Annotated in this window: 16 protein-coding genes; 9 read left to right on the forward strand and 7 right to left on the reverse strand. The window is 65.4% G+C overall.

Annotated features, from left to right (window positions below; genetic code table 11):
- Positions 1 to 182 precede the first annotated feature (182 nt).
- From CT676_RS24090 to CT676_RS24100, 3 genes are all read left to right on the forward strand, one after another.
- Complete coding sequence (locus tag CT676_RS24090; protein WP_135215549.1) at positions 183 to 2,249, forward strand: PQQ-dependent sugar dehydrogenase; 2,067 nt, start codon at positions 183 to 185, stop codon at positions 2,247 to 2,249.
- Positions 2,206 to 3,147: an SMP-30/gluconolactonase/LRE family protein gene (locus tag CT676_RS24095; protein ID WP_085403241.1), complete on the forward strand. Its 942-nt coding sequence runs from the start codon at positions 2,206 to 2,208 to the stop codon at positions 3,145 to 3,147. The genes CT676_RS24090 and CT676_RS24095 overlap by 44 nt, the downstream gene beginning before the upstream one ends.
- A gap of 128 nt (positions 3,148 to 3,275) precedes the next feature.
- Positions 3,276 to 4,301, forward strand: a complete 1,026-nt coding sequence (locus CT676_RS24100; RefSeq protein ID WP_085403242.1) for a histone deacetylase family protein — start codon at positions 3,276 to 3,278, stop codon at positions 4,299 to 4,301.
- 156 nt (positions 4,302 to 4,457) lie between these two features.
- On the opposite strand, the gene CT676_RS24105 is transcribed toward CT676_RS24100, so the two are convergent.
- Together CT676_RS24105 and CT676_RS24110 are read right to left on the reverse strand one after the other, a co-directional pair.
- Complete coding sequence (locus CT676_RS24105) at positions 4,458 to 5,297, reverse strand: Crp/Fnr family transcriptional regulator (RefSeq protein WP_135215550.1); 840 nt, start codon at positions 5,295 to 5,297, stop codon at positions 4,458 to 4,460.
- An 87-nt stretch (positions 5,298 to 5,384) separates the two neighbouring features.
- Entirely contained in the window at positions 5,385 to 5,639 is a 255-nt protein-coding gene (locus CT676_RS24110) for a hypothetical protein (protein ID WP_094184283.1), read from the reverse strand.
- A gap of 19 nt (positions 5,640 to 5,658) precedes the next feature.
- On the opposite strand from CT676_RS24110, the gene CT676_RS24115 reads away from it, so the two are divergent.
- The 3 genes from CT676_RS24115 to CT676_RS24125 are packed head-to-tail and all read left to right on the forward strand — an operon-like array spanning position 5,659 to position 8,664.
- Positions 5,659 to 7,023: an ABC transporter substrate-binding protein gene (locus CT676_RS24115; RefSeq protein ID WP_094184296.1), complete on the forward strand. Its 1,365-nt coding sequence runs from the start codon at positions 5,659 to 5,661 to the stop codon at positions 7,021 to 7,023.
- A gap of 4 nt (positions 7,024 to 7,027) precedes the next feature.
- Positions 7,028 to 7,828 carry an ABC transporter permease gene (locus tag CT676_RS24120; RefSeq protein ID WP_085403243.1) on the forward strand — a complete coding sequence of 267 codons (801 nt, stop codon included), beginning with the start codon at positions 7,028 to 7,030 and terminating at the stop codon, positions 7,826 to 7,828.
- Complete coding sequence (locus CT676_RS24125; protein ID WP_085403244.1) at positions 7,825 to 8,664, forward strand: ABC transporter ATP-binding protein; 840 nt, start codon at positions 7,825 to 7,827, stop codon at positions 8,662 to 8,664. Before CT676_RS24120 ends, CT676_RS24125 begins: the two co-directional genes overlap by 4 nt.
- Here CT676_RS24125 and CT676_RS24130 read toward each other — a convergent pair.
- The 4 genes from CT676_RS24130 to CT676_RS24140 form a co-directional block, all read right to left on the reverse strand.
- Entirely contained in the window at positions 8,661 to 9,641 is a 981-nt protein-coding gene (locus CT676_RS24130; RefSeq protein ID WP_085403245.1) for an LLM class flavin-dependent oxidoreductase, read from the reverse strand. The genes CT676_RS24125 and CT676_RS24130 overlap by 4 nt on opposite strands.
- Complete coding sequence (locus CT676_RS24135) at positions 9,638 to 10,369, reverse strand: 4'-phosphopantetheinyl transferase superfamily protein (RefSeq protein ID WP_085403246.1); 732 nt, start codon at positions 10,367 to 10,369, stop codon at positions 9,638 to 9,640. Before CT676_RS24135 ends, CT676_RS24130 begins: the two co-directional genes overlap by 4 nt.
- A gap of 233 nt (positions 10,370 to 10,602) precedes the next feature.
- Positions 10,603 to 10,773 carry a hypothetical protein gene (locus CT676_RS44250; protein ID WP_014497648.1) on the reverse strand — a complete coding sequence of 57 codons (171 nt, stop codon included), beginning with the start codon at positions 10,771 to 10,773 and terminating at the stop codon, positions 10,603 to 10,605.
- Between the two features lie 142 nt (positions 10,774 to 10,915).
- Positions 10,916 to 17,359: a non-ribosomal peptide synthetase gene (locus CT676_RS24140; RefSeq protein ID WP_135215551.1), complete on the reverse strand. Its 6,444-nt coding sequence runs from the start codon at positions 17,357 to 17,359 to the stop codon at positions 10,916 to 10,918.
- A 135-nt stretch (positions 17,360 to 17,494) separates the two neighbouring features.
- Between CT676_RS24140 and CT676_RS24145 the strand changes: the two genes are divergently transcribed.
- The 3 genes from CT676_RS24145 (at position 17,495) to CT676_RS24155 (ending at position 22,805) form a co-directional block, all read left to right on the forward strand.
- A complete protein-coding gene (locus CT676_RS24145; protein ID WP_085403248.1) occupies positions 17,495 to 20,965 on the forward strand; it encodes an AAA family ATPase in 3,471 nt (1,156 codons plus the stop codon).
- A complete protein-coding gene (locus CT676_RS24150) occupies positions 20,962 to 21,756 on the forward strand; it encodes an rRNA adenine N-6-methyltransferase family protein (protein ID WP_085403249.1) in 795 nt (264 codons plus the stop codon). Before CT676_RS24145 ends, CT676_RS24150 begins: the two co-directional genes overlap by 4 nt.
- A gap of 95 nt (positions 21,757 to 21,851) precedes the next feature.
- The gene (locus CT676_RS24155; protein ID WP_085403321.1) at positions 21,852 to 22,805 is read left to right on the forward strand and encodes a DUF6492 family protein; all 954 of its coding nucleotides are present in this window, start codon (positions 21,852 to 21,854) and stop codon (positions 22,803 to 22,805) included.
- A 9-nt stretch (positions 22,806 to 22,814) separates the two neighbouring features.
- On the opposite strand, the gene CT676_RS24160 is transcribed toward CT676_RS24155, so the two are convergent.
- On the reverse strand, positions 22,815 to 23,882 hold the full coding sequence (locus tag CT676_RS24160) for an endo-1,4-beta-xylanase (RefSeq protein WP_085403322.1): 1,068 nt from the start codon (positions 23,880 to 23,882) through the stop codon (positions 22,815 to 22,817).
- Positions 23,883 to 24,111: the final 229 nt, after the last annotated feature.

Below are 24,111 nucleotides of genomic sequence, written 5' to 3' on the forward strand. Positions count from 1 at the left end.
GGATGGCAAATCGATACCACCCGAGGCCTTTGCGAAACATTCGGGGCGAGCCCGGTAAGGGAATCTACGGAGATTGGTCGCTGCGAAGGCCCGAGCGGGTTTGATCACAGGGGGGTGATGATCAACTGGACGGCGTTCCCATGGCATGGAACAACTTTGGACCGAAAGTCCGGGGGACCGCCGTGAACCAGCTCACATTCTGGCATGAACGCCGAAGCCTGCTTGCGGCGATCGTCGCCGGAGCGCTGTTCGGTCTTGCCCCGGGAGCCTCCTCCGAGCCGGTGAGGAAAAGCGGCTACGCGATCGGCACGGAAACCTGTGGCAGCGGCGATCTCGCCTTTCCCAGAATCCAGATCGACATGAAGGCGGGATTCTGCGCCGGCCTCGTCGCCAGCGAAGAGGATCGCCTGAAATTTCCGCGCTCGATCATCCAGGTGCCGGGCCGTGACCTGTTCGTGGTCGCCGACATGGGCGGCTGGGGCCACACCGATGGACGGCTGCTGCTGCTCGATCCCCGCGCGCCCCAGGGGCAGCGGTTCAAGGAGTTGCTGACCGCCATCGAATATCCGTTCGGCCTCGTCATTGGCCCGGACAAGAAGCTGTACGCCTCGACCGCGGAGACGATCTTCCGGTTCGATCCGCTCGCCGACAATCCCCGCAGCACGGTCGAGACCATCATCCGGCACATGCCCGGCCGCCGGATCACATTGCCCGACGGCACCAGGCTCGACGAGAGCGCGCATCCGCTCAAGCAGTTCGTCTTTGACAGGAACGGGCGGCTGTTCGTCAATGTCGGCTCGCACAGCGACGACTGCATCACGCCGGCGCCGATCACAAGGCCATGCGCGGCGGCCGAGGGCGCGTCCGCGATGGCCTCGATCTGGCTGTTCACACCGCCCGCGGGCGGCACCTTCCCGGCGCTGAAGCCGGCCGATCCCGACCCGCCGCACACCGTCTACGCGCGCGGCCTGCGCAATTCGATGGCGCTGGCGCTGCATCCGAATTTTCCCGATGCCGGCTACGCCTTCCTGCAAGGCGAGAACGGGCGCGACCTGCCCGACATCTTCAAGCCGAACGAGGAGATCAACGCGATCGAGCAGGGCAGGCACTATGGCTGGCCCTATTGCTACGACCTGTCGACGCCGAGCCCCGAATTCAAGCTCGTGCTGCAATCCGGGGTCTACAAATCGCTCTGCACGGCCAATGCGCTCTACAAGGCGCCGTTCTCGCTGATGCCGCCGCACGGCGCGCCGCTCGCGATGCTCTATTATCACGGCGCGAAATTCCCGGAACTGGAAGGCAAGCTGCTGGTCGGCCTGCACGGCTATCGCCCGACCGGCAGCCGCGTCCTCGTCTATGACGTCGACGACCATGGCTTCCCGAAGCCCGCCCCGGCGCCGGTGCGTTACCACGTCAGTTGCGCGGCAGATCCGACCCACAGCTTTCAGACCGACGCCGGCGACGTCGCCGCCGCGCCGTTCGACGAGCTGATCGCAGGCTGGCACCGCGTCAACGGCGCGCGGCCGCAAGGAGCGCCCGTCGGCATGACGGTCGCGGAGGACGGCGCAATCTGGCTGGTCGAGGACAAGAACCAGACGGTAATCCGCATCGATCGCGCTGCTGGCGATCCGCCGCCGTTGCCTTGCGACATGCGCAGCCAGGCGCTGATCGATCAGCTTGCCGCCTTCGTCGCAAAAGACGCGCAGAACAGCATCCGGCTCACCACGCTGCGTAAGGGGCTCGTCGAAAAGCACTGCGTCGGCTGCCATTCGGATTTCGGCCTGAAGGCAGGGCAATCGGATGCGGAAAAGGACGCGACGGTGCTACGCTTCATGCTGTCGCAGGACGGCTGGATCTATCCGGGCGATCCAGGCTCCGGCAAGCTGCGCACGCGGCTGCGCGGTATCGGCGCCGAAAAGCTGATGCCGCCGGGCGGCGAAAGCCTGCCCAGGACCGAACCTGGCTACACGCGCGTGCTCGATACCGCGGACCTGCTGGTTGCGAAAATGGTTCCGGGCACGCGGATGCAGATCAAGTCCGGCCCGCCGCAGCGCAAGTTCTTTGGCAAGACCAATAAGGAATGCGGCGAAATACCGGCCGCCAAGGTCGTTGTCGTGACACAAAGGAGCGCTGTAGACAAACCCGGCTTCAGCCGATTCTTCCGGCCTGCCGATCCCTATCTGAATGGCGAGTGCAGCGACGACGATGGCTATTACATTCGGCAGGAATTTCTGGTGCCTGTGCAGTAGCCTCCTTCTCGTCATCGCGGCATCGCCGGCCCATGCTGAAACAAAGCTGTTCGAAAGCGTGCAGGTGACGCCGTCGGGCGAATACACCTTCGGCATCGAAGGGCCGGCGGCCGATCTCGACGGCAATCTCTTCGTGGTCAACTTTGGCAAGCCCGGCACCATCGGCAAGCTGCCGGTGGGCGGCGCGGCTTCGGAGCAGTTTACGGCACTGCCCGCGGGCAGCGTCGGCAACGCCATCCGCTTTGCGCGTGACGGCACCATGTTCATTGCCGACTACAAGAAGCACAACATCTTCGCTGTCCCGAAGGGCGCGAGCGAGCCCGTCGTCTGGTTTCATTCCGACGAGATGAACCAGCCCAACGACATCACGGTCGCGCGCGACGGCACGATCTATGCGAGCGATCCGAACTGGAAGGGCAGGGAAGGCCACATCTGGCGCATCGCCAAATCTGCGGACGGCACGGTGCAGGGGCAGGTGATGCCCGCGCCGCGCGCGATGGGCACCACCAACGGCATCGACCTCAGCCCTGACGGCAAGACGCTCTATGTCGGGGAATCCAGCAGCGGCGAAATCTGGTCCTACACCGTCCGCGGTAACGAGCTCACCGGCGCAAAACTCGTCAAAGCCTTCCAGCCCGACACCGTCGACGGCCTGCGCACCGACGTCGCCGGCCGTCTCTATGTCGCGCGCATCCTCAAGGGCACCATCGCGCTGATGAAGCCCAATGGTGCTGTCGAGCGGGAGATTGCGCTGAAGGGCAAGGAGCCGACCAATCTCGCCTTCGGCGGCAGCGACGGCAAGACCGTCTTCGTCACCCAGCGTCAGGGCGGCTTCGTCGAGTCCTTCCGCACCGACCAGCAGGGCCGCGAGCACTGCCTCCAGCGCGGGCGCTGCTAGAGCATCACGGGCGGTCTGCCTCCGGCGCAGAGCAGCACCAAAGCGGCGGCATTCTTCTTGCTTGCATCTGGCCGCCGCAGGCATTTAGACATCTGTGGGCACCGTCAACGCGACCACGGAGTGTTTGAGTGAAAGCCGTCCATACCGAACTGCATCGCAGCCACGATCCGCAATTCTTCCTGGTTCGCGGTGTCGTCAAGCGCACCACAGAGCAGCCCGAGCGCGCCGATCGCCTGCTCAAGGGGTTGAAGGACGGCAAGCATCAACTGGTCGAACCGACGACATTCGGACAGGGGCCGCGTGCGCGGATTCACAGCCCGGAATATCTGTCGTTCCTCAGCGAAGCCTGGGACGCCTGGACCGCGCTCGGCGATTCCGGCCCGGAGATGATCGGCAACATCCATCCCGTGCGCCATGCCGCGACCTATCCGACCCACATCGTCGGCAAGCTTGGCTGGCACACCGCCGATACCGCGGCGCCGATCGGTCCCGGCACCTGGGCCGCGGCCTGCGCTGCCACCGATGTTGCGGTCACGGCAGCGCAGATGGTGATGGACGGCGAGGATGCGACCTATGCACTCTGCCGTCCGCCCGGCCATCACGCCTACCGCGACATGGCCGGCGGCTTCTGTTTCCTCAATAACAGCGCGATCGCCGCGGCGCATCTGCGTCTGAAGCACGAGCGCGTCGTGATCCTGGACGTCGACGTCCACCACGGCAACGGTACGCAAGGAATCTTCTACGCACGCCCTGACGTCTACACGGTGTCGATCCACGCCGACCCCATCGCGTACTATCCTTATGTGTGGGGCTACGCGCATGAGCGCGGCGAAGGACCCGGCCTCGGCGCCAATCTCAACGTCCCCCTGGCCATCGGCACCGGCGACGACGGCTACATCCAGGCGATGGATGTCGCGCGCAGGGCGATCGAATCCTTTGCCCCCGGCGCCCTCGTCATCGCACTCGGCTTAGATGCCTCCGAGCATGATCCACTGAAGGGCCTCGCCGTCACCACGCCGGGCTTCCGGCGCATCGGCCAGGCGATCGCGAAGATGGGCCTGCCGACCGTGTTCGTGCAGGAGGGCGGCTATCTCTCGGATATTCTGGGCGCGAACCTGACCTCGGTGCTGGCGGGATTCGAAGAGGCGCGGTGAGCTTCACCTCTCCCCGCGTAGGTCGTCATGCCCGGGCTTGTCCCGGGCATCCACGTTCTTTGCGCCGAGGGGTGAGACGTGGATGGCCGGGACAAGCCCGGCCATGACGCTGAGGGTGCTTCAACGCCCAAAGCGCTGGCGCTGGAGAGGCGAACCTCAGTCCTTGAAAAGGATCTGCTCCAGCAGGTCGATCCGCCTGATCTGGATGGTGCTGCCGTCGATGGCGATGATGCGGCGGTTCTGGAAACGCTTCAGCATCATCGTCACCCATTGCCGGGTCGAGCCCACCATGGCCGCGATCTGGTCATGGGTGATCTTGCGGTTGATGATGATGGTGTCGCCGTCGGCCGTGCCGTGCAACTCCGACAGCGTGAGCAGGAACTGCGCCAGCCGCTCGATCACCGAGCGCGTGCCGAGGATCTGCGCCATCGAGGAGTAGCATTTGCCCTTGGCGATGAGGCCGTCGATCAGCGCCAGCGCGAAGCTCGGCATGCCGGTCAACAGCTTCTCGAGCGCCGGCCCGGAGAGTGTCGTGATCTCGCAGGCCTCGATGGCGATGCCCGACCACATGTGAATGCCACCGCCGGATATCTCGGGGCCTCCGATGAAATGTCCCGGCGTCCAATAGGCGAGCGTGATCTCGCGTCCCGACGGCGCGGTGTAATAGACCCGCACCTGTCCGCGGCGGATGATGAAGATGCCGTCGTGGCCATCGCCCTGGCTGAATACCATTTCGCCCTGCGGCACCGAGATGATGCGGCCGGCCGCGTGCACGCGCGCCTGCTCCGACGCGGACAAACGGTCGAGGAAATGCGCGCCGGCATTCAGCCCGTCGATCGTCTCGCTCATGAACAGCGCCGAGCTTGCGGGCCTTGCACGTGTGCTGCGGACCCGCCGCGTCTTCTTGTGGTCGATCCAGTCGAACGGAACGCCTGCATGAGGCCGGTCGGCGAAAGCGGCAGGCTCGATCGCGGCAGCTTCCTTGAGTATGGTCATCGCAATCCGTCAGCTCTCCAGGGGCCTGCGAATAGGTAAGTGCGGCGATGGTGCGATGTCCATCTCTTTGCGATCGTTCCAAATCACTTAGCAAAGCTTGATACGCGCGGCGATCGGCAGTGGAATGATTCCTCTGTCCATGGCTCCGTCCTGAGAAAATCCTTTGCGTCGTTGCGCGACGGAATCATGGCGCGAACGTCCTGCGACAGCGATGCAAGTAATTGCTTCAAGCGTTGCGCCGCGCCTTCGATAGTGCCGGCCAGCGTTGTCGCCGGCACGCGCCCGGCCTCCCGAGGACAGTTCGATGATCGAATTCAGCTCTTTGAGATTCAGTGTGGCCATTGTGGCCATCACCGTTGCGATGTTCGCGCCGGCCCAGGCGGAGACGATCCGTGTGGCGGTCGGGACGCAGGACACGACGATCAATTGCGCGACCGGCGGACTGCTCATCCGCGAGCTCAAGCTGCTTGAGAAATTTTTGCCCCATGATGGCAAGTACAAGGATGTCACCTACGACATCCAGTGGAAGAATTTTACGAGCGGCGCGCCGCTCACCAACGAGATGGTCGCAGGCAAGCTCGATTTCGGCGCGATGGCTGACTTTCCGGGCTCGCTGAACGGCGTGGCGTTCCAGAAGGCCGGACGCCGCAGCCTCTTCATCAGCGTGCTGTCCGGCAGCACCAAGGGCAGCGGCAACGGCATCGTGGTGCCGTCGAGCTCGCCGGTGCAATCGCTCGATGAGCTCAAAGGCAAGACCATCTCGGTTCCCTTCGCCTCGACCTCGCACGGCATGCTGCTCCGCGCGATCGAGGCCAAGGGCTGGAATCCCGAGACCGACGTCAACATCATCACGCAGGCGCCGGAGGTTGCGGGGCCGGCCTTGCAGGCAGGCAAGGTCGAGGCGCATGCCGACTTCGTTCCGTTCGCCGAACTGTTTCCGTGGCGCGGCTTCGCGCGCAAGATCTTTGACGGCGCGCAGGCCAATGCCCCGACATTCCACGGTGGGTTGGTCGACGCGGAATACGCCGAGAAATATCCCGAGATCGTCGTCGCCTATCTGCGCGCAGCGCTGGAAGCGGATCGCCTGATCGCTGAAGAGCCGGAGAAGTACAGCGAGCTGATCGCGAAGGTGACCGGCATCGAGGCGGAGGTCGATTACCTCTTTCACGGACCGCTCGGTCTCCAGACCCGCGATGTGACCTGGAAGCCGGAGTACCGCCAGGCGGTCGCAACCTCGATCAAGACGCTGAAGCTGCTCAAGCGCGCGGACAGCGATCTCGATATCAACCAGTTCGTCACCGACAAGTTCATCCGTATCGCGGCGGCGCAGGCGGGGCGCGATTACGACTCCGAACTGAAGAACTATGCGCAGCTTCCGCTTCGCGCCAAGGACGCTGCGACGGGCGCCGAGATCAACGACTACAGCCGCGTCGCGCAGATCTGGGTCAAGGACGAGGCTCATGTACGCCACTATGCCTCGCCCGAGAACGCGCTGAAGGCGCTCGCCGGCCTCGAGAAGGACGGCAAGACCATCCGCGTCGTCTACGCTCAGGATCGCGAGAGCGGCATCAAGCTGTTCGCAAACCAGGCCTGGTTCGTGCGGTCATCCAAGGGCGAGCTGAGCGCGTTCCTGCTCAAGCAGGCGGCCGAGGGCTGGTCGAAGAAGAACGGTGGCGCGGTGCTCGACTTCGCGGCCGCGCGCGAGTCCCTCGTCGCGAGCCGGTGAGGCGATGGCCACCGCTATCAAGGCGCGGCCTGCGGGCATCCGCTGGATGGTCCGCGGCCTTTCGATCCTGGCCTGCATTGCCCTTTGGCAGGTCGCTTCGACCACGCATCTCAATCTGGGGATCGTGACCTTCCGCAACGTGCCGCCGCCGGTCGAGGTCGTTCAATCCGCGCTCGCCCTGTTTCGTTCGCCGAAATTGACGGCACATATCACCAGTAGCCTCTGGCGGGTGTTCGCGGGCTACGGGGCGGCGGTCGTGATCGGCGTGATCCTTGGTTTTGCCATCGGCCGGTCACGCGCCGCGAGCGATCTTTTGCTGCCGCCGCTGGAATTGCTGCGGCCGATACCGGCGGTGGCATGGATACCGCTGTCGATCCTGATCTTTCCGTCGTCCGAACTCTCGATGATCTACATCACCTTCATCGGTGCCTTGTTTCCGATCGTGCTGAACACCGTCCACGGTGTCGCGAATGTCGACCGCCGGCTGGTTGCCTCCGCCCGCAGCCTCGGCGCGGGGGAGTTGGCGATCCTGAGGGAGGTCGTGCTGCCGGACGCCGCGCCCAGCATCGTCACCGGGCTTGCAATCGGCATGGGCACCTCGTGGTTCTGCCTCGTCACCGCGGAGATGATCTCAGGCCAGTTCGGCATCGGCTATTACACCTGGGAAGCCTACACGCTCCAGAACTACGCCGACATCATCGTCGGCATGCTGATCATCGGTCTGCTCGGCATGGGATCCAGCTGGCTGCTGACGACGGCCGGGCGGCTTCTGATGCCCTGGCGGAGCCCGAAGGTGGCGCGATGAACATTCGGGTCGCGGATATCGGCACGAAGAGCGTCGGTCGGATCGACTTCGCCGATGTCTCGATCTCGCTCGGAGCGGGCGGTGATGCATTCGAAGCGGTCAGCGGTCTCGATGTCGCGATTGCGCCGGGCGAGCTCGTCTGCGTCCTCGGTCCCTCCGGCTGCGGCAAATCCACGCTGCTCGGCGCGCTGGCCGGGCATTTGCCGATCACGGCTGGACGTCTCACGGTCGACGGCCAGCAGGTCCAGAGTCCGAGCCCGGACCGGGGCATGGTGTTTCAGCAGCACACGCTGTTTCCCTGGAAGCGGGTGCGTGACAATGTCGCCTTCGGCCCGAAGATGCGGGGTCTCGCGAGGAGGGAGCGCGACCGCGCCGCCGACGCGATCCTGAAGCTGGTCGGCCTTTCCGGCTTCGAGGCGTTCTATCCGACGCAATTGTCGGGCGGTATGCAGCAGCGCGTGGAAATTGCGAGGGTCCTGATCAACCAGCCGCGGGTGCTGCTGATGGACGAGCCCTTCAGCGCGCTCGACGCGCAGACGCGCGGCATGATGCAGGAGGTCCTGCTCGACATCTGGAGCAAGATCCCGACCACAACCGTCTTCGTCACCCACGACATCGACGAGGCATTGTTCCTCGCCGATCGTATCGTCGTGATGAGCGCAAGACCCGGCCGGGTGATCGAGGATGTCGTGCTGCCTTTCGCGCGGCCACGCAGCCACGATCTCGTGACCGAACCCGAGTTCGTACGCCTGAAGCGTCATGTCATGCAGCTTTTGCGACGGCCGGAGGGCAGCGAGCCGTTGGCACGGCTCAGTCCGCTCGGCGTGACGTCCTAGAACATCCCGCTCGCCGCGAGCGCCTTGCGGACGTGCTGCATCTCGGCCTCGTCGGCGACCATGTCGAGCATGATCGTGGTCAGGCCCTTCGCCGCAAAATCCTTCAGCTTTGCGCCGATCTCGATGTAGTTGCCGACGAGATAGGGGCAGTCGGCCTGGAAGGTGAGGTACGGCAGCAGCCAGTAGCCATTGTCAGCGAGCTCGCCGCTCTGGCCTTCATACAGCCGCCGCTTCCACACGGAATCGCTGTTCTCCACGGTGAGCGCGAGCAGCTCGCGGTCATCGGCATTGTCACGGAAACGCGCCGTTGCCGCCTGCCGTGCCTCGTCGCGTCCCTCGCGGGCGAAGATGCCAAAGTTCATTCCGGGCGCATCGAGGCCGCGATCGAGATCGGGCGGCAGCATCTGCATCTTGATGCAGCCGGTCTCCTTCGCCACGCGCTGCGCGGCCTCCGACTGGCCCGCGACCAGGAATTCCGGCATCAGCTCCGCCGGCAGGCGCGGGCGAAGTTGCAGATTGCTCGCGCGGTAGAACCGGCCCTCGAAATTCACCGGGCGAGGGCTTTCCAGCAATTGGCGCATCAGCGCGACGAATTCGCCGAGCCGGACGTAGCGGTCGGCATGCGACTGCTCGTCGCCCAGCCCCTGCAAATCGCTGACCGCGGTCCCCGTGATCATGTTGAGATAGACCTTGCGGCCGTGGAGCTGCGCAAAGGACGAGACGAATTTTGCCGCGGTGAACGGGTGCATGTAGACCGGATTGACCGCGATCAGCGGCGAGCTTCGCGCGGTCTCACCCATGATGTGTTGGGCCATCGCCCAGGGCTCGACGAACACGTCGTTGCCTTCGAACAGCAGGATGCCTTCGAAGCCGTTACGGTCGGCGAACTGTGCCACCCGCATCAGCTCGCCGACATATTTCTTGGGATCGCGGTTGCGCGAGATCGCGGGAAAGACGCGCAGCCGCGGGGGCGTCATTCAGCCGCTTCCTGGAACGGCCAGGAATTGCGGGTGATGGGAAGGCCGCCGTCCGCGCGGGAGCCGTCGGCGATCGCGAGGCGATGCGAGGGCGACGGCGAGCACAGCGAGAAGCGCCATGCATGCGGATCGTCGGCGATATCGGGCTTGAAGCTGATCTCGATGGCCTCCCGGGACACCTGCATCGCGAAAGCGTCGAGCGGCAGATTGAGCCCAAACCCCCTTGCCTTCAGATAGGCCTCCTTGAGCGTCCAATAGTCGAAAAAGCGCTCGATCGCGGCGGGCTCCGGCAGTCCGCGCAACGTTTCGACCTCCTCCGGCGCAAAGAAGCGAAGCGCAGTGGACAGGGGCGCGACACGCCGTGACACGGTTTCGACGTCGACGCCGACGGTCTCATGCCCGGACACGACGCAGGCAACGCAGCCATCGGCATGGGACAGGCTGAAATGCAGCGCGGTCGAGGTCGCGGGCGCCGCGACAAACGGCCGCCCGTAGCGACCGGCCCCGAAGGACCAATCGGTGGGTGCGACGTCCGGCGCGGCCTGCGACAGCGCCAGGCGCAGCATCGCGTGCGCGAAGATATACTGCCGCCGATGCCGCTCGAACATGAAGCGATCGGCGCGGATCCGTTCGTCGACCGAGAGCAGGCGCCGGCACGCATCGACTGCGCCCGGAGCGTCAATGGTCTCGATCAGTCCGACAAACAGTTCAATTCTGTCGTCTGCCATCAATAAGGCCCATGGCGTCAGGCGGAGGCCAAGTCTCCGGCCCTGACGGAAGAATCAACTGAGCAAGAATCAACTGAGCGGACCGCTTCTAACGGTCCACCCGGGCAATTTCTTGTCGATTTGCAGGCCGGTTTACAGGCGCAAGCTTGTGCGAGACCCCAACTCGACAAGCGAGCGGCCCATATCCGGAAAATGAAGCCTGAGGATTCGTGCGGCGTCCCGGCCGACGATCCTTACTTCTTCTTCTTCTTGGCTTTCTTCGCTCCGCCCAGCATCGAAAGGCTGGCGTCGACATCCTTGAGCGCGGACTGGAGCTTCTTCTTCTCGGCGCCCAGCAGCTTTTGCAGGGCCTTGCGGTCCTTGTCGCTCAACGAGGTACCCTTGGTAAATTTGATGAAACCCATAACATACTCCCCCGGTTGAAAATAATCGTCCAAATCAAATCGAGGGAATAATCTTGCGCGCTGGCGCCAAATAATCAAGATGCAACTTGGTCATTCACAGCTTTGGCGAGTGAACCTGTGTTCTCCCGTCCCGTACAGCCGGTCATGCCGCCCTGCGAGCGAGTAATCGGCCGAGCGGCGTGTTGGGGTGGGCGACGGCCGCATCCAGCAGCGCGACGAGATTCGCCATCCACTCACGGACCCTGCGGCCATCAAGCAGCTCGCCCTTGTAATTGCATGAGCCGGTGATTCCGGTGGGGCGCTCCTTGAGCATCAGCGACAGCCAGGTCTGGTCGATCGGCAGCACCGGCTGGCCTTCGCGCGCGACGTTGCCGATCGATTCGATCGTGACGTCAGCCAGATCGAGCGGCTGGCGCAGCGGATTTTGCAGGGTGAAATAGACCTGCAGCAGCGAGGCCGGTTCGATCCCCTCCTGCTCCAGATGGTCGGCAAGGATGTTGAACGGCAGCTCCTGGCGCGCATGCGCGTCGAGCACGCTCTGGCGTACCCGGGCCAGGGCTTGCGCGAACGACAGCTCCGGCGTGATTCGGGTACGGACGATCACCGTGTTCTCGAACGGACCGACGACCCGGTCGGTATCCGGCTGGGCGCGATTGGCCATGGCGGTGGCGACCGAAATGTCGCTGCGGCCGCTCTGCGCCAGCAACAGGGCTTTCAGGCCGGTGAGAAGGCACATGAACAGCGTGCTGTTATGCCGGCCGGCGAACGCCGTGAGCCGGCCGATCAGCTCGCGCTCGAGGCTGACGGGGTGATGCCCGGTGGACGCGCCGGGGCTTGCTTCGCCGTCGAAGACGGGGGCCGCGCCGCGCAGATTCTCCGTCCAGTCGGCGGCCTGGCGGCGGGCGGCGTCGGTGCCGCACCACCAGCGCTGCCAGCGGGCGACGTCCGAAAAGGCGAGCGGCAATTTCGGCAGCGGCACGGACGGACGTCCGGCCAGCGCCGCATAGCGGTTGGACAGCTCCTCGAACAGCACGCCGATCGACCAGCCGTCGGCAATGGCATGATGCAGCGTCAGCAGCAGCACATGATCGTCGGCATGGAGCCGCAACAGCCGCGCCCGCAACAGCGGCGGCCGCGCAGTGTCGAACGGGGCGTAGGTCTCCTGCTCGATCAGGAGATCGATCTTCCTGAGTTCGAGGGCTTTGCGCCGCTTGTTGTCGTGGGGACGTCCGTCGCCGATGACCTCGATCGTGAGGGCCGGTCCGAGTTCACCGGGTGTCGCGATGCGGCTGACGGGCTCTTCGCCGCTCCGGCCGAACCCGGTCCGCAGTGATTCGTGGCGGCGCACGATGTCGCCGAACGCCTGCGCGAGGGTGGTCGGATCGAGCGGGCCCTGGAGGCGGAAGGCAAAGGGCAGGTTGAACAGCGGCAGGCCCGGCAGGTTCTGCTCGATCCGCATCATCTGGTCCTGTGCGATCGAGAGCGTTGGGAGCCCGCTTTCAGCAGGCCGCAACATGCCTGTTGCCGGCTTGCGCGGCTTTGCTGCCACGGCCTCGTCAACCCGCCGGGCGAGTTCTTCGATCGTCGGAGCCTCGAAGATGGTCTTGATCGGTAAGGACACGCCGAGCGCACGGGCGACGCGCGCCATCGCCTGGCCCGCCAGCAGCGAATGGCCGCCGAGATCGAAGAAATTATCGGTCACGCCGAGGCTCTCGACCTTCAGCAGGTCGACCCAGATGTCCGAGAGCACTTTTTCGGTGAAGTGCCGCGCCGGCACGGCGGCGTCCGGTGGGGAGATGTCCTGCTGCGCGGGCGCCAGCAGCGCCGACCGGTCGATCTTGCCATGGGCATTGAGCGGTATCTGGTCCAGGAACAGGAATGCGGACGGGATGGCATGGCCCGGCAACCGGCTCTTCAGGAAGTCGCGCAGCGCGCTGGCGCTGCTCTGGCTGCCGGCCCTTGCGACGATATGGGCGATCAGCCTGACATCGCCGCTCGCCTCGCGGCGCGGCTCGACGATTCCGGCGCGCACCGCAGGATGGTCGGCAAGCGCGTTCTCGATCTCCTTGAGCTCGATACGGTAGCCCCGGACCTTGACCTGATGGTCGGCGCGGCCGAGGCATTCGATGGTGCCGTCGGCGCGGCGGCGTGCGAGGTCGCCGGTCCGGTACAGCCGCGCGCCTTCCTGGCGCGAGAACGGATCGGGCAGGAAGCGCTGCCGGCTCTGCGCGGGATCGTTGATGTAGCCGCGGCCGACGCCGGCGCCGCCGATGCAAAGCTCTCCGATCACGCCGACCGGCAGCGGCTGGAGGTTTTGATCGAGCACATGGAGCTGGGTGTTGGGCAGCGGCGCGCCGACCGGGACGTTGCTCGTCGCCGCCGCCGGCGCTTTGTTCAGGCGATGCAGCGAGACGTCGTCGGAACATTCTGATGCGCCATAGGCGTTGATCAGCGACACCTTCGGGCAGCGGGCGAACCAGCTGCGGCAGAGATCGACCGGCAGCGGCTCGCCGGTCGAGATCAGGAGCCTCAATCCCGCAAAGGCGCGCTGGACTTGCGCGTCGTCCATGCGGTCGAGGATCACCCGCAGTAGCGACGGGACGATCTCGAGCACGCTGATCCCTTCACGCTCGATCTCCCGCGCGAGCAGGATCGGGTCCTGCACGATTGCGTTGTCGCAGACATGGACGCGCGCGCCGACCATGGGACCGGCAAGGAACTGCCAGACCGAGATGACAAAGCTCTGCGGCGCAGTCTGGGCGATCACGTCCCTGGCCGTAAGGCCGAGCTCGGAAATGAGCGACGGCAGATGGTTCGACAGCCCGCGCTGCTCGATCATGACGCCCTTCGGCGCGCCGGAGGAGCCGGATGTGTAGATGAGATAGGCGAGGCTCGCGGCCGCGCGCCGCGCCGCGCGGGCCGGCCTGGTCGATCCGGGTGCGATCGCGTCCTCGAGCTCGGCGACATGGATGCGCTCGACCAGCGGCTCGAGCAGCGCCTCGACCATGGCCGACTGGGCGCGCCCGGTCAGCAGCATGCGGGCGCAGCTCGATCCGAGGATGGTCGCAAGCCGCGCCGGCGGCTGGTCGGGATCGAGATTGAGGAAGGCTGCGCCCACGCGCTGCGCGGCGATCATCGCGGCGAGCAGGTCGGGCCCGCGATCTGCAAGCAAGGCGACAACGCTCTCGGCGCCAACACCTTCGCGCGCGAGCCAGCGTGCGGCCGCCTGGCTGCGGCGGGCGAGCTCCCGATAAGTCAGGGAGGTGCGGCCGTCGGAGACGGCGATCGCGTTTGGTGTCTTCTTCGCCTGGCGCTCGAGGCGTTCGCAAAGATTGCCGCGCGTGGTGAAATTGGCCACCACGCCCTGGCCTTTCGCCAGCAACTGCCGGCGTTCGGCCTCCGTCAGGAGCGGCAGGCGCGAGATGCGCTGCTCCGGATTGGTGATCACGGCCTTGAGCAGGGTCTTGAATTGAGCGGCCATGCCTTCGATGGTCGCAGCGTCGAACAGATCGGTGGCGTATTCGAAGAAGCCCGTGAAGCGGCCGTCGGCCTCGACCAGTTCGAGCGTGATGTCGAAGCGCGCGACTTTCGGGTCGACCTCCAGCCGCCGCGTCGACAGGCCGGGGAAACGCGCCGCCTCGATCGAGGCGTTCTGGAGAATGAACATGATCCGGAACAGCGGGTTGCCGTCGCTCCGGCGCGCGATCTGCAGCGCGCGCAGCACTTCCTCGATCGGGAGGTCCTGGTTGCGGTAGGCATCCAGCGTGACCTGCCGCACCCGCCGCAACATTTCGCCAAAACCCGGATCGCCGCCGAAATCGTTGCGCAGGATCAGGGTGTTGGCGAACAGCCCGATCAGTCGCTCGCTCTCGATCTGGTTGCGGTTGGCGATCAGCGATCCCGTCGCGACATCCTCGTGTCCGGTGTGGCGGAACAACAGGCACTGGAAAGCCGCGAGCAGCGTCATGAAAGGCGTGACGCCCTGGTCCTGGCTCAGCGCGCGCAGATCGGCCGACAGTGCCTTGGAGAATTCGAGATAGTGACGGGCGCCGTGACCGCTCCAGACCTCCGGGCGTGGCCGGTCGGTCCGCAGCGGCAGTGTGGTGACACCGTCGAGCTGGGTCCGCCAGTAATCGAGCTGCTCCTTCGCCGCCGGCGTCCGAGCCCAGCTCTGCTGCCATAGCGCAAAGTCGCGATACTGGAAGGCGGGCGAGGGCAACGTCACCGCGCTTGCCTTGCGCGCAGCGGCATAGTGGGCGGCAAGCTCCTCCCAGAACAGCCGTTGCGACCAGCCGTCGGTGACGAGGTGATGGACGTTGACCACCAGCGCGTGGCTGGATTTGTCGAACGACAGCAGGGTGACCTTCAGCGGCGGCTCGCGCGCGAGATCGAACGGATATTGCGCGAGCACGAGCGCCTCGCGCCGGATGATTGCGCCCTGCTTGTCCGCGGCGCAGGGCTTGAGCTTGATCCGCTCGAATCGCGGAGGTGATTGCAGCACCCGCTGCGCCGGCTCGCCCTCGCGTTCGGTGAAGACCGAGCGCAGCGCCTCGTGGCGCGCGCAGATCGAGGCGAGGCTCGCAGAAAGCGCGGCGACGTCGACCAGGCCCTTGAGAACGGCGACTTCGACGACGTTGTAATTGTAGCGGGTCGGATCGAGCCGCGAGAGCACATACATCCGCTGCTGCTGGAACGACAGCGGCGCGTCTGCCGCAGCCGCCTGGCGCCATGCGGGCACCATCGTCTCGCGATGGGTTGTGGCGGTCTCGATCCGGGCCGCAAGCGCTGAGACCGTGGCGCAATCAAAGATATCCTCGAAGGAGAAGTCGACATTGAAGCGTTCGCGCAAGCGCGAGCGCATCTGCGTCGCCGCGAGCGAGTCTGCGCCGAGCGCGAAGACATCCTGGTCGATGCCGACCTGCGGCAGCTCCAACAGACCGGCCCAGATCCCCGCGAGCTGGGTCTCCAGCGCGTTGCGCGGCAATTGCGCTTCGACGCCATGCTCCGCGGTTGCGATCAGATCGGCCAGCGCGTTGCGCTTGACCTTGCCGCTCGCGCCTTTCGGCAGTGCGGCCACGCCGCGGATCAGGCTCGGCACCTTGTAGGCCGCAAGACGTTTGCGCGCGAACTGCCGAAGCTGGTCCGGAGTTGCTTCGGAATTCGGGCGCAGCACCACGACGGCGGCGACGTTTTCGCCGAGCTTCTGGTGCGGGACGGCGAACACGCCGGCCTCCAGCACCGCCGGATGGCTCAGCAGGACCTCTTCGACCTCCAGGGGCGAGATCTTCTGCCCGCCGCGGTTGATGACGTCCTTGATGCGGCCGACGATGAAGAGATAGCCGTCGGCGTCGAGATAGCCGAGGTCGCCGGTCCGGAACCAGCCGTTGCGGAAGGCGGTCCGTGTCGCGGCCTCGTCATTATAATAGCCGCGGCTCATGTTCGGCCCGCGCAGCATGATCTCGCCATGCTCGCCGCTCGCAAGCGTGCGGCCCGCCCCGTCCATGATCGCGATCTCGGGGCCCGCAGCGCGGCCGACCGATCCGACCTTGCGCAGCTCGAACGGATTGGCGGAGATCTGCGAGGCCGCTTCCGTCATGCCGTAGGTCTCGAGCACGGGAACGCCGAACATCGCCTCCAGCCCGTTCAGGATCGCGGGCGCGAGCGAGGATGAGGCCGAGCGGATCACGCGCAGCGACGACGAGCGGGCGCGGTCCGGGTCGGCCTCGGCCGCCGTCAGCAGCGCGCGATGGATGGTCGGCACCGCCGTGTACCAGGTCGGTCGCAGCTCCCGCATCCAGCCGAAGAAGGACAATGCGTCGAAACCGTTGGTGCAGATCACGCTGGAGCCCGCGGCAAGTGCCGTCAGCAGGCCGGAGATCAGACCATGGGCGTGAAACAGCGGCAGGGCATTGAGCAGGCGATCGTGGGCTGCGAGCGACAGCACGCGGCCGGCATTGTATGCGGACAGGCACACATTGCGCTGCGTCAGCGGCACCATTTTCGGCCGCGCCGCCGTGCCCGACGTCAACAGGATGAAGGCGTCATCGTCGCCGCGCGAGGCGCCGCTCGTGCTGGCGGGCCCGACTGCCGGGCCGATGAACGCGCAGCCGCCGAGATTGTCGTTCGGCCCCGGCACGAAATCGATCACCGCGATATCGAGCGCCTTGGCAACGTCACGACTTGGTGAATTCATGTCGGCCCGGGTGACGAGCGCGGTCAGCTTCAATTCGCTGAAATAGCGTTGCAGCTCGTCGGCCGTCAGATCGGGATTGACCGGGACGCAGGCGCCGGCCGAGGCGACCGCGATCAGCGCCAGCGCGCTGTCGGCGCCGCGCGGCAGCGCAACGGCGATCCGGTCGGCAGGCGCAATGCCGAGCCCCCGCAGGGTGCGGACCAGTTGCTGGACCAACTCACCCAGCTTGCCGTAGGTGAGGGCCGGCCGGCCCGGCGCGAGGAGAGCCGGTGCCGACGGCGTCTTGCGCGCATAAAAGTCGAGAAGGCCGCCGATATCGGCAAACGTCCTGGTTTCGGCGCCTGCGCTGTCCGAATCCTCTCCCGCCACGGATGCAATGTGGGACAATGCCATTCCCTTTTGATCTAATTGAGCTATTCTTCCCAAGACTTAGGGAGCGCGTCCAGTCTGAGGTGAAGTTCGGGCCCCAAAATCTGTGGTTGAGGGGCCTAAAGCCCTTCGACGGAGTGAAGGTCGGGCAGAATCACCATGCTGGAGAATGAGCCTGTTACGGGGACTGAAGGCGGGTTGAAGCGCTGGCTCGAAGGCGTCGGTCTTGGACATTACACCGATCTCTTCGCGCAGCACCGCCTCGATCTCGATGTGATGGGGGACCTGACGGAATCCGACCTGGTCGAGCTCGGATTGCCGCTCGGCGATCGCAAGCGGCTTCGGCGCGCGATGTCGGCGCTATTCCAGGCTGAGACCGCAGAGAAGCCCGATGCGGCGGCGCGCCCGCAAGTCCGGGCGGAAGTCGGTGCCGAACGGCGTCAGCTCACCACCATGTTCTGCGACATGGTGGATTCCACCTCGCTGTCGGTGCAGTTCGATCCGGAAGACGTGCGCGACATGATCGCGAGCTTTCGCGAGACCTGCGTCCGGGTGGTGAAGCATTACGAAGGGTTTGCCGCGCGCTTCGTCGGCGACGGTATCCTTGTCTATTTCGGCTATCCGACCGCGCATGAGGACGATGCCGAGCGATCGGTGCGCGCCGGGCTCGAGATCGTGCGGGTGCTGTCGACTGCGCGCGCGATCGAGCCGCGCGGTGCGCTGAGCCACGCCCCCGCCGTCCGCATCGGGATCGCAACCGGCCTCGTCGTGGTCGGCGACCTCGTTGGCCAGGGCACCGAGGAGCGCGATTCCGCGGTCGGAGAAACCGTCAACCTCGCCGCTCGCCTGCAAGGTCTGGCGCCACCCAACGGCGTCGTGATCTCGTCCTCGACACAGTCGCTGCTGAAGGGCAAGTTCGACTACCGCAATCTCGGCGTCCATGCGCTGAAAGGCATCTCGGAGAAGACGCAGGCCTGGCACGTGGTGCGCGCCTCGCGAGCGGAGACCCGCTTCGCCGCTGCCATGGGCGGGCGGTTGACACCGCTCGTCAACCGCGAGGAGGAGATCGCGCTGCTGATGGGACGCTGGCAGCAGGTCAAGGACGGCGACGGCCAGGTCGTGGTGAAGTTCGGCGAGCCCGGCATCGGCAAGTCGCGCATCATCCAGGAGATCTTCGACCGGATCGCGGGCGACCGCCATGGACACGTCTCGTTCCAGTGCTCGCCCTATTACACCTCCACGGCGTTCTATCCATTCTCCGAGCAGCTCAAATTCTCGCTCGGCCTCGACCGCGAGGATCCATCCGCGACCTCGCTGGCGGGTCTGGAGACCGCGATCGCGGCCGCCCATGGCGACATCGAGCAGGTCACGCCGCTGTTTGCCGCGCTGCTGTCGATCCCGACCGGAGACCGCTATCCGCCGCTCGACCTGTCGCCGCAGCAGCAGAAGGATGCGACCGTCGCGGCGCTGGTCAATCATTTCCTCGGCCTTGCGCGCGACATGCCGCTGGTGATCGCGCTTGAGGATCTGCACTGGATCGACCCGACCTCCCGCGAGGTGATCGACCTCCTCGTCGCCCGGGTGCAGAACCAGCCGGTCCTTGTCATCATCACCGCGCGCTCCGAATTCCAGCCGAGCTGGAACGCGCATTCGCACATCACCACGCTGGTGCTGAACCGCCTGAGCCGGCAGCTGCGCACGACGCTGGTCGAGCGCGTCGCGGGCCGCGAGCTTCCCAAGGAGGTGGTCGAGGAGATCATCGTCAAGACCGACGGCGTGCCTCTGTTCCTGGAAGAGCTGACCAAGACCGTTCTCGAATCCAACCTCCTGACCGAGCGGCACGGGCGCTACGTGCTGTCGGGTCCATGGCGGCAGCTCGCGATCCCGGCGACCCTCACCGACTCGCTGATGGCGCGGCTGGACCGGATGGGGCCGTTCAAGCGAATCGCGCAGATCGGCGCCACCATCGGTCGCGAGTTCTCCTACGCGACGCTGCACGCGGTCGCCAACACGCCGGCGGAGCAGATCGAGGCCGCGCTCAATCATCTGGAGGAGGCCGGGTTGATCATGCGCCGCGGCCATCCGCCCGGCGCGCTCTACTCCTTCAAGCACGTGATGATCCAGAACGCCGCGCACGACAGCCTGCTGCACAGCGAGCGGCGCAAGCTGCATTCGCGGATCGCGCAGGTGCTCGCCGAGATGTATCCGGAGAAGACCGAGCGCGAACCGGAGCTGCTGGCCCATCACCTCACCGAATCCGGCCAGAGCGAGGGCGCCGCCAGCTTCTGGCTCAAGGCCGGCAAGCAGGCGGCCAAGAGCGGCGCCAATCTGGAGGCGATCGGGCATTTGCGCCGGGGCTTGAGCGTCGTGCAGGCCAATGCGCGCATGCAGGGCGCCGACGAGATGGAGCTGGAGCTGCGCATCGCGCTCGGCAACGCATTGATTGCCGCCAAGGGCTACGCTGTGCAGGAGGTCGAGGAGAACTACATCCGCGCGCTCGAGCTCGGTCAGCAGCTCGACGACGACGAGAAGGCCTTCGCCGCCACGCGCGGGCTCTGGGTCTGCCATTTCATCCGTGCCGATCTCAGCCGCGCGCACGATCTCAGCGTCGAGCTGTTGAAGTTCGCCAAGCGCGAGCGGCTGAACGAGCGCACCCAGCCGGCACAGCAGACCGGCTATCTGATCGAGGCGCACCGCTCGATCGCGATGACGATGCTCTATCGCGGCCGTTTTGCCGCTTCCCAGCACCATCTGCACCGCTGCATCAACCTCTACAGTCCTGATCTGCACTCCGATCTGATGGAGCGGCACGGCACCGATCCCGGCGTCGTTTCGCTGTCCTATCTCGGCTATCTCCTCTGGTTCCTCGGCCGGCCCGACGCGGCGCGCCAGCACAGCGAGCAGGCGATCGCGAATGCCGAGAAGATCCGCCATCCCTTCACGCTCGCCTTCGCGCTCGTGTTCGGCGCCTATCTGTGCCAGCATTTGCGCGACGTCGAGGGCACGCGCGACCACGCCAACCGCGCCATGATCATCGCCACCGAGCACAATTTCCTGCATTGGAAGCAGCAGGCGGCGATCCTGCGCGGCTGGGCGCTGGCCCAGCTCGGCGACGCCGACGAAGGTCTCAGCCAGATGCGCCTCGGCCTCGACGAATACGAGGCGATGGATTCCTGGCTCGCCGGCTGCTGGTTCCGCTGCCTCCTTGCGGAAGCCTATGCCAAGGTCGGGATGCGCGATGCCGCCTTGCGCGCGCTGGACGGCGCGCTCGCGACCGCGAGACGGACCGGCGATCACTCCTATCTCGCCGAGGTCTATCGCCTGCAGGGCGAGATCACGATGTCGGACGGTGATCCGGCATCGGTGCAGGAGGCGGAGGACCTGTTCGCCCTGTCGCTGGAGACCGCGCGCAAGCAGGGCGCGCTGTCATGGGAGCTTCGGACCGCCGTCAGCCTTGCGCGCCTGTCGCACCAAGCCGGCAAGCGCGAGCACGCAAGCCTCCTGCTTTTGCCGATCGTCGGCAAGTTCAGCGAGGGCTTTTATACCCCGGACCTGAAGCAGGCGATGCAGCTCCTCAGCGAGCTCGGCGGAGACGTGCCCGTCCTTGAACAGGCCGATGCGATGAAATGAGCGATCTTGCCGCCGCGCGTGCGCGCTACGTCGAGTTGATCGCGAAGCGAGAGCGGATCGCCTCGCCACGCCTGCTCGAAGCGCTCGCCGCCATCCCGCGCGAGGATTTTCTGGCGAAGGGACCCTGGCGCATCAAGAGCGAGGCGGCGCGCAGCTACCGGCTGACGCCGGATCCCGATCCCGTTCATCTCTACGACAATGTGCTGGTCGCGATCGATGCGCGCCGCAGGCTCGACACCGGGCTGCCGAGCCTGTGGGCGCACTTCATCGATCTGCTCGACGTCGGGGAGAAGGACCGCGTGGTCCAGATCGGCTGCGGTCTCGGCTATTTTTCGGCGGTGTTGTCGAAGATCGTGGGGCCCAGGGGCAGGGTGCATGCAATCGAATGCGACGGGCGGCTTGCGGCGCGTGCCGCGAACTACCTTCGCCCCTATCGCAATGTCGAGGTCGTGCATGGCGATGGATGTGAGGAGATCGGCGAGCCGGCCGACGTGATCATCGTGCATGCCGGCTTCCCGCACCCGCATCCGCTCTGGCTTCAGTCGCTCCGCCCGCGCGGCCGCCTCCTGGCGCCGCTGACGCAGCGCGACCGCGAGGGCGCCGCCCTCAAGATCACGCGCAAGGGCAGGGGGTTCGAGGCCGAGGCGGTGCAGCAGATCAGGATCTTCCCCGGCCAGGGTCGCGGCGTGACCGCGCTCGACGACCGCGTCGCCGACTGGTGGCAGCGCGCCGCCGCGCTGGCGCCACTGCGTTTTCGCGGCATCGAGCAGGGGCTGCCGTCGGATGGCTAATGCTTCGTTTCGTTTTACCTTGATTCCGTTTGTGAGTTTCCAGCATCTCGCGGTGCGGCTATGAGTGCGGCTTGATGGCCATTCGAGCGCGCTCCATGCATTCCGTTGCCCTGCTGACCGCCAGCTACGCCAAGGATATCGAACGCTTTTCGCTGCTCAGCGAGAGCATCGACACCTGGCTCTCGGGATACACGCGGCATTATGTTCTCGTTAACGATGAGGACGTGCCGCTGTTCGCGCCGTTTGCATCCGACAAGCGCGTCATCGTTCCGGCCTCGAATTATCTGCCGAAATGGCTCTGGGCGCTGCCGCCCTCGCTTCAGTTCCTCAGCAAGCGCCGGGTCTGGCTGTCGCTGCTGTCGTCGCCGGTGCATGGCTGGCACATCCAGCAGATCCTGAAAATCGCCGGCGTGCTCAACGCATCCGAGCAGCGCGTCTGCATCCTGGATTCGGACAATCTGTTCTTCCGCGAATTCGACGCCGGCCAATATGCCGGCGGAGAGAAGACGCCGCTGTTCGTCACCCCGAAGGACATCGGCGCTGACCACCCGTTGCATGGGCTGTGGCTGCGCACAGTCGATCAGTTGCTCGGCATCAAGGACCGGTCCTTCCCCGCCGATGACTATGTCGGCAACGCGCTGGTCTGGGACAAGGACACCGCGCGCGCGATGACCGACGCCATCAAGTCGGCAACGGGATTGAACTGGGTTCTGGCGTTGTGCCGGAAGAAGAAGTTCTCGGAGTATCTGATGTACGGCCATTTCGTCGCGAACTCTCCGGCGCATCTGGCCACCCATCGGGTCACCGAGGACAGCATCGCCGTCTCGCATTGGGATGAGACGCCCCTCGACCGTCCGGCCATCGAAGCGATGATGCGCGCGGCCTCGCCCGAACAGGTCGCGCTCTGCATCCAGTCCTATTCGTCGACCTCGATCGACGACATCCGCGACGTGTTCCGCCTTAGCTCGCGGGATCGACGCAGCCCGAGCCTGTCTCCTGAAGATATGGGTGATGCGGCCGAATTCGAAGTGCCGGCGAAGACGCGCTAAGGCCGCGTCTCAGGCGTCCCTCGTGAACTTGCTGATGACGTCCATGAACGGCTTCGGCTTGAACTCGCCGTCAAGCGGCAAGGGGCGGTTCGGCTGCTTGTCCGCGCGGGCGAAGGTGCCGTTGATCCAGCTATAGCGATCCGAGAGGCCCCAGGTCAGGATCGAGCGCACCGGCCCGCTGGTCGAGATCGCGGTCAGGAGATCGTCGACGCGCTTGGCGACGATGGCGTCGCGCTCTGCCGGATTGCCCGTCAGTTTCTGGTCGTCGACATCGAGCTCGGTGACGAGCACCTCGAGGCCCCAGGAACGCAGCTCGGTGACGAACTCGGCGAGCCCATGCGTGTCGATCTCGAGCTCGGCGTGCAGATGCGATTGCAGGCCCACAGCGTGCAGCGGCACGCCCTGGTCGAGCAGGTCCATGATCAGGTTGCGGTACGCCGCGCGCTTGGCAATGAACGAGTCCTTCGCCGACTCGATGTCATATTCATTGATCGCGAGCTTGACGAAGGGATCGGCCGCGGCCGCCGTGCGGAAGGCCAGCGGAATCCAGCGGTTGCCCAGATGCTGCGTCCAGAACGTGTCGCGCCGGTCGGTGATCTTCTTCGGATTGTCCGGGATCGGCTCGTTGACGACGTCCCACGACGTCAGCTTGTCCTTGTAATAGGACACGACGGTGCCGATGTGGTCGACATAGGCGCGCTCGACGCCCTTGGAATCCTTGATCTGCTTGGTCCAGTCCGGAATGTCGTGATACCAGGCGAGCGCGTGACCGCGCATTGTCAGATCGTTCTCCCTGGCGAAATCCAGGATCGCGTCGGCGCGCTCGAAGTTGAACGTGTGCGCGTTCGGCCGCAGCATCGGCCATTTCAGCTCGAGCACCGGCACCACCTGGGTGCAATAGGTACTGATGGCTTCGCCGAGCCTGGGATCTGCTTGCAGGTCCCAGAGCGTCGCAGCAGCGCCAAAGCCCGGACGGCGCTGCGCGAGTTTTGATGCCGGCGCGGCGGACGCCGCTGCCCCCACCGCGAGTGCTGCGGCGCCGCCAAGGAGAAATTCGCGTCTGTCGAGCCTGGTCACGGTGGGACGTTCCTTTTGGAACCAACGCGCCATCGTACCAAGCGGCGCCTTGCGACGCCGGGGTTTCCTGTCGTTGGGTTAACCTTTGCGGATGTCCGGTGCGCAACGCGCGTGGCGCTGCATCGCTGTTCCAGTCTGGATCAGGGTTTCGTGTCGTGATCGCTCGAACCGCCCCAGGGAAAGGGCAAATTTAACGCTAACGCGCGAAAGCGGCCTCTCAGCCTCATTC

Source organism: Bradyrhizobium sp. MOS001 (genome assembly GCF_004634465.1).
Lineage (GTDB): Bacteria > Pseudomonadota > Alphaproteobacteria > Rhizobiales > Xanthobacteraceae > Bradyrhizobium > Bradyrhizobium barranii.

What these genes read in the sequence shown, in the direction of transcription:
- CT676_RS24095 (WP_085403241.1), top strand. Translation starts at nt 2,206, where the DNA reads ATGGCTATTACATTCGGCAGGAATTTCTGGTGCCTGTGCAGTAGCCTC.
- CT676_RS24105 (WP_135215550.1), bottom strand. Translation starts at nt 5,297, where the DNA reads ATGACCATACTCAAGGAAGCTGCCGCGATCGAGCCTGCCGCTTTCGCC.
- CT676_RS24110 (WP_094184283.1), bottom strand. Translation starts at nt 5,639, where the DNA reads ATGGCCACACTGAATCTCAAAGAGCTGAATTCGATCATCGAACTGTCC.
- CT676_RS24115 (WP_094184296.1), top strand. Translation starts at nt 5,659, where the DNA reads ATGTTCGCGCCGGCCCAGGCGGAGACGATCCGTGTGGCGGTCGGGACG.
- CT676_RS24120 (WP_085403243.1), top strand. Translation starts at nt 7,028, where the DNA reads ATGGCCACCGCTATCAAGGCGCGGCCTGCGGGCATCCGCTGGATGGTC.
- CT676_RS24125 (WP_085403244.1), top strand. Translation starts at nt 7,825, where the DNA reads ATGAACATTCGGGTCGCGGATATCGGCACGAAGAGCGTCGGTCGGATC.
- CT676_RS24130 (WP_085403245.1), bottom strand. Translation starts at nt 9,641, where the DNA reads ATGACGCCCCCGCGGCTGCGCGTCTTTCCCGCGATCTCGCGCAACCGC.
- CT676_RS24135 (WP_085403246.1), bottom strand. Translation starts at nt 10,369, where the DNA reads ATGGCAGACGACAGAATTGAACTGTTTGTCGGACTGATCGAGACCATT.
- CT676_RS44250 (WP_014497648.1), bottom strand. Translation starts at nt 10,773, where the DNA reads ATGGGTTTCATCAAATTTACCAAGGGTACCTCGTTGAGCGACAAGGAC.
- CT676_RS24140 (WP_135215551.1), bottom strand. Translation starts at nt 17,359, where the DNA reads ATGGCATTGTCCCACATTGCATCCGTGGCGGGAGAGGATTCGGACAGC.
- CT676_RS24145 (WP_085403248.1), top strand. Translation starts at nt 17,495, where the DNA reads ATGCTGGAGAATGAGCCTGTTACGGGGACTGAAGGCGGGTTGAAGCGC.
- CT676_RS24150 (WP_085403249.1), top strand. Translation starts at nt 20,962, where the DNA reads ATGAGCGATCTTGCCGCCGCGCGTGCGCGCTACGTCGAGTTGATCGCG.
- CT676_RS24155 (WP_085403321.1), top strand. Translation starts at nt 21,852, where the DNA reads ATGCATTCCGTTGCCCTGCTGACCGCCAGCTACGCCAAGGATATCGAA.